The sequence below is a fragment of the Flavobacterium sp. LC2016-12 genome, from assembly GCF_015351595.1.
GTDB lineage: Bacteria > Bacteroidota > Bacteroidia > Flavobacteriales > Flavobacteriaceae > Flavobacterium.
In genome coordinates this window covers 162450-173322 of the sequence record NZ_JADKPT010000011.1, presented here as the reverse complement: position 1 = coordinate 173322, position 10873 = coordinate 162450, and the positions used below count along the sequence as shown (strand labels likewise).

13 protein-coding genes are annotated in these 10873 nt (G+C 33.2%); 4 read left to right on the top strand and 9 right to left on the bottom strand.

Annotation, left to right across the window (positions count from 1 at the left end; genetic code table 11):
- Positions 1-312 precede the first annotated feature (312 nt).
- The 3 genes from IRZ99_RS16720 to IRZ99_RS16710 form a co-directional block, all read right to left on the bottom strand.
- Positions 313-777, bottom strand: coding sequence for a DUF962 domain-containing protein (locus IRZ99_RS16720; protein WP_194658350.1), 465 nt, complete (start codon positions 775-777; stop codon positions 313-315).
- Positions 778-822: 45 nt separating this feature from the next.
- Positions 823-1365 (bottom strand): DUF2199 domain-containing protein, encoded by a 543-nt coding sequence (locus IRZ99_RS16715; RefSeq protein ID WP_194658349.1) that lies wholly within the window; start codon positions 1363-1365, stop codon positions 823-825.
- Positions 1366-1503: 138 nt separating this feature from the next.
- Positions 1504-2205, bottom strand: coding sequence for a hypothetical protein (locus tag IRZ99_RS16710; protein ID WP_194658348.1), 702 nt, complete (start codon positions 2203-2205; stop codon positions 1504-1506).
- 311 nt (positions 2206-2516) lie between these two features.
- Here IRZ99_RS16710 and IRZ99_RS16705 point away from each other — a divergent pair, with 311 nt between their 5' ends.
- Positions 2517-3071, top strand: coding sequence for a DUF4494 domain-containing protein (locus tag IRZ99_RS16705; protein WP_194658347.1), 555 nt, complete (start codon positions 2517-2519; stop codon positions 3069-3071).
- A 106-nt stretch (positions 3072-3177) separates the two neighbouring features.
- Here the strand turns inward: IRZ99_RS16705 and IRZ99_RS16700 are convergent, their stop codons facing one another.
- Positions 3178-4410: a TMEM143 family protein gene (locus IRZ99_RS16700; RefSeq protein ID WP_194658346.1), complete on the bottom strand. Its 1233-nt coding sequence runs from the start codon at positions 4408-4410 to the stop codon at positions 3178-3180.
- A gap of 248 nt (positions 4411-4658) precedes the next feature.
- Here IRZ99_RS16700 and IRZ99_RS16695 point away from each other — a divergent pair, with 248 nt between their 5' ends.
- Positions 4659-4820, top strand: a complete 162-nt coding sequence (locus tag IRZ99_RS16695; RefSeq protein WP_194658345.1) for a hypothetical protein — start codon at positions 4659-4661, stop codon at positions 4818-4820.
- Positions 4820-5392 (top strand): GNAT family N-acetyltransferase, encoded by a 573-nt coding sequence (locus tag IRZ99_RS16690; RefSeq protein ID WP_194658344.1) that lies wholly within the window; start codon positions 4820-4822, stop codon positions 5390-5392. Before IRZ99_RS16695 ends, IRZ99_RS16690 begins: the two co-directional genes overlap by 1 nt.
- A gap of 16 nt (positions 5393-5408) precedes the next feature.
- On the opposite strand, the gene IRZ99_RS16685 is transcribed toward IRZ99_RS16690, so the two are convergent.
- The 4 genes from IRZ99_RS16685 to IRZ99_RS16670 all read right to left on the bottom strand — a co-directional run bounded on the left by IRZ99_RS16685 (position 5409) and on the right by IRZ99_RS16670 (position 8842).
- Positions 5409-5789 carry a nuclear transport factor 2 family protein gene (locus tag IRZ99_RS16685; protein WP_194658343.1) on the bottom strand — a complete coding sequence of 127 codons (381 nt, stop codon included), beginning with the start codon at positions 5787-5789 and terminating at the stop codon, positions 5409-5411.
- 310 nt (positions 5790-6099) lie between these two features.
- Positions 6100-7215, bottom strand: a complete 1116-nt coding sequence (locus IRZ99_RS16680) for a hypothetical protein (protein ID WP_194658342.1) — start codon at positions 7213-7215, stop codon at positions 6100-6102.
- 253 nt (positions 7216-7468) lie between these two features.
- A complete protein-coding gene (locus IRZ99_RS16675) occupies positions 7469-8614 on the bottom strand; it encodes a hypothetical protein (RefSeq protein WP_194658341.1) in 1146 nt (381 codons plus the stop codon).
- Between the two features lie 15 nt (positions 8615-8629).
- A complete protein-coding gene (locus tag IRZ99_RS16670) occupies positions 8630-8842 on the bottom strand; it encodes a hypothetical protein (RefSeq protein ID WP_194658340.1) in 213 nt (70 codons plus the stop codon).
- An 86-nt stretch (positions 8843-8928) separates the two neighbouring features.
- On the opposite strand from IRZ99_RS16670, the gene IRZ99_RS16665 reads away from it, so the two are divergent.
- Positions 8929-9306, top strand: a complete 378-nt coding sequence (locus IRZ99_RS16665; RefSeq protein ID WP_194658339.1) for a hypothetical protein — start codon at positions 8929-8931, stop codon at positions 9304-9306.
- A 240-nt stretch (positions 9307-9546) separates the two neighbouring features.
- Here the strand turns inward: IRZ99_RS16665 and IRZ99_RS16660 are convergent, their stop codons facing one another.
- Entirely contained in the window at positions 9547-10824 is a 1278-nt protein-coding gene (locus IRZ99_RS16660; protein WP_194658338.1) for a hypothetical protein, read from the bottom strand.
- Between the last annotated feature and the right edge of the window lie 49 nt (positions 10825-10873).

Below are 10873 nucleotides of genomic sequence, written 5' to 3'. Positions count from 1 at the left end.
TCCAAATTTCTATCTGAGTCTTTGATGAAAGGGAAGCGAAAGTCTTAATCAAGATATGAGTCAAAAACTCAGAGGAACGAATAGTTTACTTTTGCTTCCTTTCTCAATCATAAATTTAATTAAATTTCAAAAAGCAAATCTAAAGGAGGAACGAAGAATCACACTAGAAACTCTACAAAGATTGGCGAATTGCTGTGTGGAGTTTCTAGTGTGATTCTTCGTTCCTCAGAATGACAAGCTTGTGAGAAATAGCAAGAGAAAATAGAAAAATTCGCCTAAATCCGCTTGCCATTACCTTCAGTATTCAAAATCTTATTTTCGGGAAAACAAATTCTCTACGACCCATGCCGGGCCAATCATTAAAAACTGAAGATCTTTCAAGAACGAAGGTTTTTTTCCTTCCATATTATGTCCATAAAATTGCCCAATCCACGCGATGACAAACACGCCAATAGAGAACAGCCACAACGGTACAAACTGACCGATATAATAATTTACCACCAAACAAATAGCAGAGAAAATAGCAATTTTAATAGCCATTAAAACTGATAATCGAATATAAAAAACGAGTACAAAAATTAAAACAACAGCTGCCCAATTTTCGATAATAGGAGCGTTTAGTTTTAAAGTATTGGCAATTATTCCGCTCGGAATACTCATCAATAAACCAACAATAGAAAAATAAATAGCAGGCACGCAAACATAGTGAATAGCTTTATTTTTCGGGTTTTGATGACTTTCAGCATATTCTGCAAACCATTGTTCTAATGTTCTCATTTTTTTGGTTTTAAGGTTAGTTGCGTAAATCTAATAAAATTTCTTTTAGCTTTTACCGTGCTGTATTTTCATAATTTCATTGACGATAGAAACGGCTTTTTCAAAGGTTATTCCGTTTTCCTGATCGATAGTCAAAGGATGATTTTCTTCGATCATTTTTATTTCCGGGACCAATCCTAATTCTTGTTCAATTGCAATTGATTTTAATGATATTGTTTTGCCGTACGTTGGAACATCGGTCTGCATCCAGCCGAAATAGGGTTCCTGATTAACTCGATTTGAATCTTCCCATAAATCCATTCGCACACAAAAATTAGCCTCACTTATTGTAGTCCAGACATTAAAAACTAAATCTTCATGATAATCTATTATAGGTATGGTCAATCTTCCGCGGTGAAAGAAATGCTCTTCATCGACATAACACCAGCTGCCGCCATATTCAATTCGGTGTTCTCTTTCTTCAAGTGGAATTGAAAAATAATAAGCTGGAAATTCAGCACCAAAACATAAAGGCATTTCATCAAAAGTTTCATTACAACAGGTGCAAGTGTAACCATTGTGGTTGGTTTGAGAAAAAAATTTAGTCATATTAAACGGGATATTGAGCTTTCGAAGATAATTATAATGAAGATAATTGTCCAAAACGAAACAGGAATTAAGCTTAAAGAAAATGCACAAAACTATTTAGACCTTTTGTGCATTTTTGGTATCAGATTAATTAATGTATCAAAATATATTGTTAGTATCCGTAACCTGAATTAATTTTTTAAATCGGCTTCTGTCATAATCGATTCGGCTTGCTTTTACTGCAATCGGAAAAGAAATACCGATGTTCGATGTCATTTTTAGTTTATTCAGATTGTTTGTCGAGAAATCAAGTTTACCATCGGCGACGTCATTAAGGCTGGCAACAAAATCGGCATTTAAGGTAAAATCAGTTTCAATATCGACCACAAGATTTTGAGCAAAAACGGTTCCTGTTGTTAACAAAAGATAATTTTGGTTAATGTTTTTTAGAAGGGAAGGATTCGGGTGCAGAAAATCAGCGCCGTAAAAATATTCTTCAAGATTCCCAATGGTATATTCTTTGGTAACCGAATTGCCATAGCTAATCGTTACCGATTTCCCGGATTGTATTTTTGATGTAATTCCGATTGTTCCGAGTCCAAGCGTTTTTAAAATTTCTCCCAAAAGTGTAATACCAATATTAAATCCGTACTCATCTTTTTTGGTATAATCTACATTCAGCGCAGCGTTTTCGATTTCGTTCAATACAATATCGCTCTTAAAAGCGTGACCTATATTGTCGTAGTAAAGCTGAGCCTCATCAAAAGGTTTTTTCAGCCATAATTGTAGTGGTTTATGATTTCTAACTGGTCCTTCAATTAAATCATAACCTTGTTCGGTTAAAAATGTTGATAGTCTCATCGTAGTGGTATTTAAGGTTATTAGTAGTTTGGGTTATCAGATAAAATTTATTTTTGGCTACTCTTTTTAGAAAATTAATTGGCATCTAATATTCTCATTTATAGGATTTAGCTATCACAAATTTATTAAATATTTATAAGTTAATTCGCAATTTTATGATTCCTTTATATGTTATCGACTGATAAATAGTAACTTAAAAAACAAGAGTAATTTAATACCAAAATTTAACTCAAATTGTGAATATCTATTTCGCAATTAATGGATTTTATTTGCGTTAAAATCTATCTTTGACATCCTTAAATTAGATAGAAATGAGCGCAGTTTGGTACGAATGCAAAGTAAAATATAGAAAGACAGATGATATTGGTGCACAAAAGGTTACGACAGAACCTTATTTGGTAGATGCAATATCCTATACAGAAGCCGAAAGCAGAATCAATGAAGAAATGGCGGCGTATGTAAGTGAAGAATTTAAAATCACAAACATAAAAGTAGCGAACTATGCTGAGATTCACCCGTTCGAAAATGCCGATCGTTGGTTTAAATCAAAAGTTTCTTTAATTGCTTTTGATGAAGAAAGTGGAAAAGAACGCAAAACGAATATGTATTTATTAGTGCAGGCGAACGATGTAAAAGAAGCCTACGATAACACAGTTTCTGTAATGAAAGGTACAATGGGCGATTATACCATCCCGGCTATTTCAGAATCGCCTATTATGGATGTTTTCCCATATTTCAGTGGAGAAGAAGGGGACTTAGAGCAAATCGAAAGATTCAATGCACTTAAGGGATCAAAACCAGAATTAGTAGCTGTAGGTGATATGGGTGAAAATATTGAAGATTTGGTTGAAGCTGATAGTGAGTAATCCATCAAGATCATAAATTTATAAAGAGGACTTTTTTAGGTCCTCTTTTTTTGTTTAAAAGCTATAATTATTAGTTAAGTTTGTCAGACAATTAACAATTAATAATTTACAATTGATAATTATAATCAAAAACCCCATCCCACAAAGCATCAATCGTAACAAGAGCCTTCTCTAAAGAAACAACCTCCCATTTTCCATTAGTTTCTACTCCAAGGCCAATATTCTTCAATTTGTCTAAAGCTTCTTTTACATCAAAATCAAGAGATGTTTTTAATGATGTTTCAAACCAGGATTCAATTTGATTGTCTAATTCTTCGGCCGTTAAAGGTTTTTCGCTTTTGTATAGAAAAGAATAAGCTAAGATAGTTTCCTTAAGCATTTCTTCTTCTGAAGAATTTAAAAGAGAATAAAAAGCACCACTATTATTCCCTAGATTCTTAAAGTATAAACTATCCGAAAGTATTTTGGAATATCTGATTTTCTTGTTTACAAAATTATTGTATTGACGGAAGCAATAAGCAGCTAAAATTCCTAATGCAATTAAACCCTGATTTAGCGAAGTCTTACTGTCCAATAGGTCAATAGTTTCGCCTGTTTCATAAGCGCCATACATATTGATCAGTGCCGGAATTACTTTTGCGCTTAACAATGAAATCCCACCAAAAAGACCAGGAACCCAAAGCAGTAATTTGTCTGTAGTTGACATTCTAGGAATCGCATTTGGGAAAATCGTTTCGAGGTCATTTTTAGGAACACGCTTAAAGATTTTCAAAACCACTGAACCCGGTTCACCTGCCATTTTACCCAATTTGACTTTCTTTTCTTTCAGGAAATTGGTGTCGTTGTAATGCAGGTAAATCAATACGCGATCGTAATACTCGATTTCGACTTCTTTCTTCCAGAAGAAATATTTCTTTACCTTTTCTTTGGCTGTATGTTGCCCGCGCACATACATTTCATAATCCTTAAAAGCATTAAAATCTATAGAAAGATTCAAACCAATCAAATCTGATTCCTTAAAAGCAACATCTAAAGTTTGCTGATCAATTCGCGTATAATTTCCGAGTGCTAAAACAGTTAATAAGGTTTCCTTAAAAACGGAGAAATCACTTTTTCCTATAAAACTTTTACGCTCTTTGTTACTCAAATCCGGATCAAACAAAGCATAATTTTGTTTTAGATTTCGGTTGAGGTTAAAAGCTTCGTAATGAAAATAATGCTCGATAATATCAAACAGTTTTTTAAAATCATCAACCTTTTTTGGGTCTTCAGAAAAAGAGGTAAGTTGTTGTTCGAGTAAGAATTCCTTATTAAAGGGAATATAATGTTCTCGTGTCATGTTTTGTAGGTTCTTGGAGTATCAGGCAAAGATACAAAGGTTTTTTTAAGCTTATGGTTAGAAACAATTCAATTTATAGTTTTAATTAAGGAAAAAAGCTACAATACTACTTGTGCAATATGTAGAATTAAACGTATATTTGCAAGGTTGAAAACAATTGAAGAATATCGTTTGTTTTTATATAACGTACTGTTTTTATAATTATTCATGTGTTTAAAAAATTTATATTTTAATCAAATACACTAACAATGGCCAAACCAATCAAAAATACTCCTGTTTTAAGAGGTAAAGAGGCTGTTGACTTCTATAAATCTATTGATTTTAATAAAGATAAAAAAGTTAGTACTGATGCTTTAACTTCAATCCAAACTGATGCGATTAAATTAAAAGAACTTTTAAAAGTACGTTAATGCCTTTCACAGGATTTTCATTTTCAAAATTACATTCGGATACAAACATTCTACCTTTTGAATGTGGAGATGAGGATTTAAATAGTTTTCTTTTTAATAAAGCAATACCTTATAAAAAAGAATTGCTAGCCACAACTTATTTACTTGAAAATGATGAAAAAACAGTCGCATATTTAAGTATATATAATGACGCCCTGGCTGTTGAAGAAAAGGATTTTGCATCTAAAAGTGCTTTAAATAGGGCAATAAAAGAAATTATTAACCATCCTAAAAGGCATCTGAGACAATTCCCAGCAATAAAGATAGGTAGATTGGCGGTTTGTAAATCAACAAAAAAAGAGAGAAAAGGAATTGGCAGAACTCTTGTAAATTTTGTTATTAATTTAGCATTAGAGCAAAATAGCGATTGTGCCTGTCAATTGATAACAGTTGACGCATATCGTGAATCGCTTGATTTTTATAATAAATTAGGTTTTACATTTCTTACGGAAAACGATAAAGAAAAAGATACACGACAAATGTATCTTGATCTTCGGCCTCTAATGAATACTATAGAGGACTTAGCTAATTAAATTTGATCTCAACAACCTACTGCTGCTGAGACAATTCTGTCTCAGTATGGAGTGCACAAACCCAATTATTATTATCTTTAATCCAGGTAGAAGTGCAGATACATTTCATGGGGCCTTTTTGTTTATTGTCTGCCATTTCTAATTCTATCTGGTATGCTGTTACCGCTGTGTTTTCAGTAAGTATTTGCGATTCGACATCAGAAATATTCAATACTTTTATTTTATTCCCATCTGCTGATTCAAACATTTTTTTAAACGTGGCTTCGTCTACACTTTGTAAGCCCGTTTTGCCAGCAATTATACAAGGAAAATGAGTGAGATTTTTTACCGTTTCATAATCGTGATTTTCCATTCCCTGCCAATATTTTTTTTCCAGTTCAATTATTTGCGTTTCCATAATCATCTTTATTTGAGTTAAACAGTAATACAAAGTTTACAATTATATTAAAATGCAAGTACACTTTTAACATAGATTTAATTGATGTAAGAAAAATAATTTACTGATTATAAGGTGATTTAAATTGAAATAGGAAGATGAAAGTAAGAATTTAAAGTTGCCATTTCCTTTGTTTATAGTTTGGATATAAAAAAGCTTCAACATTTTTGTGTTGAAGCTTTTGCTTTTTATATTATTTTAAAGATGTATTTTCCATCTTCCTCCGTTATGTTTCTAATAACATGCATTTTGGTAACATTCTATTAATTTATTACTCTGAAATAAAGTAACCTGTAATGTAAGAAATTGCCGGGTGGCCTGACGTATCTCCAGCTATATTTGTGCTTGCATTTATGCCTGATACTGATTTAAAATTGTTGTTATAGAAAACTGTTATTCTTTGCCCGGCAGTAAATTTACTCACAGTGGTAATCGTTTGGGGCATCCAATAATAAGGGGTAGTTGTATATTGATAAATCTCATTTGTTGCAATAGTCTGACCGCTTGTATCATCAACAAGTTGAATACTACTGCTAAATAGTTTTGCTGCAACAGATCCGGTACTTCCAAAAAATTGATAGACGGAAACCATGATAGAATAATATCCTGTTTTTGGTGCTATAAATACAGAATAGGTACCCGTATTATTTACTAATTTTCTTGACACAGCGTTGCTTTTATCTACAACTTCAGTACCAAACTTAATTCTTCCATTTGCACTGCTCAAAGACAAATCGGTACTTACAGTATATTTAAAAAATGCGGTACCAACAGGTGCAGCTTCAGATGGAACGTGCCAAATGATATTACCAGAAGTATCTGCCGCTGTAGCAATAGAACCAACTACAGGATTGACACCATCTGTACCTTTGCTGATTTGTGCAGAAGCTAACGTAGTTTTATTTGTAGCGTCCTCAATTGTTAAGGCACTAGTACTATTCGTGCTACTCTTGATAGAAAAAATTCCATTAGTTTTAGAAAAGGTAATAGTATTTGAGTTTAGGTAGTAGCGATCTGCAAATACAATATTATTTTTATTCATCAATAAGTCCTGAGTAGCACTATGATTTCCTAAGTTATCTGCACCGCCAAAACTTGATTGTGGAATATATTTCAAAACTCCATTACCATCACTTACCAATACATTGTCAGCAGGAGCTCCTGCTTGTAATCCTTGAATTGCCAAAGTAAAAGCAGGTGTTGTTGTTAAAACTGATGGTTGCGTCAAAGCACCTCCTAATTGTATATAGCCATTGTTTGTTGTCAAACCATTGTTTGCGCCAGTGTTAATGGCAACTTTTTCTCCATTTTGTGTTACTACTGTTTTTGTTTGGGCCATCATAAATCCGCTTTGAATTAATAATAGCAAGCATGTAATTTTTCTCATTTTAAACAATTTTCTTTTATGATTATTCACGTTGCGTTCTAATCTTTATAAATAAAATAAGTTTTTACTTCCTTTTATTTTCATAAAAATTAGCTGCAAACTTAATGGACGCACTGACGCCTTTTTGCCATTATAAGTTTTAGTTGCAATAGAATAAGGTTAGTACTGAAAAGAGATATTTCAAAAGAGAAAGAAATACATGCATACAAAGATTTACGATTTGTAAAATATAAAAAATTTCCAGATGATTAGCTTACTTTAAACGCTTTAAAGAGCAAAAAGAAACAGGGCCTGATCCAGTTGTTCCGCTACTAAATGCAGAAAGTGTTACTGTTCCTGTATTTGCTAACCTGAACGAATATGTTTTGCTGGCGCTCATGTTTATTGCAGTAATTAATGTGTAAGTCTGGAGATCACCAGTTGCAACGTCATTAACACGTGCTATCCACACGTTGTCGGTGTCACACCAAACTCCAATAACAGGTGAACTATTGGCTATTGCGGTTAATTGTACATTCATTGTTAAAGAATATACACCATCAGCTTTTACCTTGAATGAATTTGTTGTTGTAGTTGCATTGTAAAGATTTGCATTATCAATAATTTCATTATTGAAATTTCCTATTGCTTGTGTAGTTCCAACAGGAACAGTTTTTGTAAAATTAGCAGTCATCAATGCTGTAATTTCCTGTGCTACCTCTAGTTTTCCACCAATAGCTATAACAGTTCCAACATCAGAAGGAACAATATTTATGGTAGGAAATGCACCTTTTTTTAATGTACCATCTGTTGCTACCACAATAGGAGCGTCACTACTATTTGCACTAGGGGTCAAACCTTCTATTTTTACGGGATCAGCAGTTGCTTTAATGTGTAAAGTGTTTGTAGGTGCATTTGTGCCGACCCCCACATTACCAGCTTCAGTAATAGATAATGAGTTACTTCCCCTAAATGAATTGTAGAAACCAAGTACCCCGTTGTCTTTATAAAGAGAGAATGTTCTACTGTTTGACATGACTCTGTCACTAAATACGATGTCATTACGATTCATCAAAAGGTTTTGAGTTGCAGTATGATTTCCTAAATTATCAGCCCCTCCACCAAAACTGGCTCTTGGTATGTATTTTAAAACGCCGTTTGTATCGGTTACCAGTACATTATCAGAAGCGCCTCCAGCCTGTAGTCCATTTATAGCTAAAGTAAAAGCAGATGTTGTCGTTAAAACTGATGGCTGGGTTAAAGCGCCTCCTAATTGTATAAAACCATTGTTTGCTGATAATCCGTTATTTGCATACGGGCTAATCATTATTTTTTCTCCGTGTTGTGTTACTACTGTTTTTGTTTGGGCTAACATTAATCCGGTATTGATTAATAGTAAAAGGCATGTAAATTTTTTCATCGTACTGATTTTGATTTATAAATTAAATTTAGTGGCTTGATTTTCAATTGCTTTTTTCGATTCGATATTGAGTTTGTGGTATTCGGCTTTTAGCATGTCGCAAATTATTCCAACGCGGTCACCGCGAATTGACTTTCGGATATAATCGTACGAATATCCGTGCCTGGCTTTAATAATCTTTAAGACATCTTGATTATAACTTGGTTTAGTTTTCTTACTTTTGTCCATTGCTTAGTTTGTATTAACAACAGGACAAATTTAGCGTAAAATCTTACAAAAAACAAATATTTAACGTAAAAAATTACACTATCTTTATGGGTGCTACCGAAAGAGTAAAGGAGTTTATTGATTATAAAGGGATTACAAAATATAAATTATGCCAATCACTTGGGTTTTCCAACAAGTTTTTGGATAATAGCAGCAACATGGGAACAGATAAGGCGGGTAAAATTTTACATCATTTCCCTGATCTTAATCCCGAATGGCTCTTAACAGGAAATGGAAGTATGCTCAAAGCAGATATTTTGAATGAAGCACCGGAAATTTATAAAAAGACTGTTAAGGAAAATTTAGAAGAGGAGATGGATTATAAAGAACTAGCTGAGGCACGAAAAGAAACAATAGATAGCCTTAAAAAAATAATTGCATATCTGGAAGTTCAAATAGAAGAAAGTAAGAAAAATAAAAAGTGAGATTCTAAATAGGAATCAACTTAAGTAAATTTCTAGCCCTAAGATTAGTTTTATACTTTGTAGGTTGAGATAATTTGCGAATTCGAATTCGTCAACTTTCGGACAGTATTCTGATCAAGGCGTTGTCGCATTGGTTTTATTAAAAGTAAAGATCATTTTGAGAAAATAAAAAAGCTCCTATGTAAAAGGTTACATAGGAGCTTTTTTTGAGCACAAGTATTAAGGTTGTTTATCTTCAAATTACATACCGGTTTGTATGATACTATATTCTCTGGGTACGTTACCGTCGTTTGTAATAGTAATTATTGATCCGGCTTTATTAATTGTAAAATTAAATTGAGTGGCATCTCCACCATCTTCACAGCTTGCGACACCAGTTGCGGTTAATCTTTGAGTAACTCCGTCATTATTGGTAACTGTAGCCGTATAAGGTACATTGGCTCCCTGACCACCTAAAAAAGATATAACATTATTATAGGTTTGAAATGTGACAATAGCGTTTTTGCCACAGCTATTCTGTGTTGAAACAATAAAGGTTGCGACTGTAATGTTTGCATTTAAATTTACTGTATACGTTGCTCCTGGCGCAACTGAAGGAACTTCGTAGGTTTGAGGAAAGAGACTTTTTTTAACAACTCCATCACTTCCTACTACCAATGCTATATTTGTAAGATCAGTAGATTCTACCAAGCCTTCTAAACGAAGCGGATCTGCAGCTGATTTAACGTGAAGCGCAGCAGTTGGGGCAGTTGTGCCAATACCTAAACCTGTAGTATTTAGGCGCATTAATTCCTTCATCGTAGCACCATTACCTGAATAGTTATGCCAGCTAAACTGTCCTGAATTTGCTGTTGATTTTGTACCTGCTACAGTTCCAAAATTCCAGTTGTCTGATAGTTCAATTCGGGCAGCATCCGTGCTATTTGAAAATAATATTTTTGGAGCATTGACATCGGGAAAATTTATTGTTGATGCAAAAGTTGTATTGTTATTTGTTTCATCAATTGATATTACGTTCATATTTTTATTTGAATTCCAAATTCCCAATACTCCGGCACTTTTATACAGACTAAAATATTTTGTATTAGCGGTGTTTTTATCCAAAAGTTCTACCTCGTTTTTTATGTAGGCGTTTTTAATGTTTAGAATATTTTTATTAGACATATCCAGATTTTGGGTAGCAATATGATTTCCTAAGTTGTCTCCTGTAAAGCTAGTTCTTGGTACTGTTTTTAAAACCCCATTTGCATCTGTAACTATGATATTATCTGCATTTACACCGCTCTGTAATCCTGCAATGGCAAGAGTGAACTCTGGAGTTGTAGTTATTGTTGAAGGTTTTACTAAGCTGCCGCCCAATTGAACATTATCATTTGTAAAAGTTAAACCATTATTTGCGGTATTGATTGTATTAGGATTAATCGAAACTTTTTTCCCGTTTACTGTAACCATTGTTTCTGTCTGTGCCATCATAAACCCGCTTTGGATCAATAATAACAAGTATACTATTTTTTTCATTTTCTCGATTTGCTTAAATATTTTAAATATTTATTTATTGTTTTTTAAT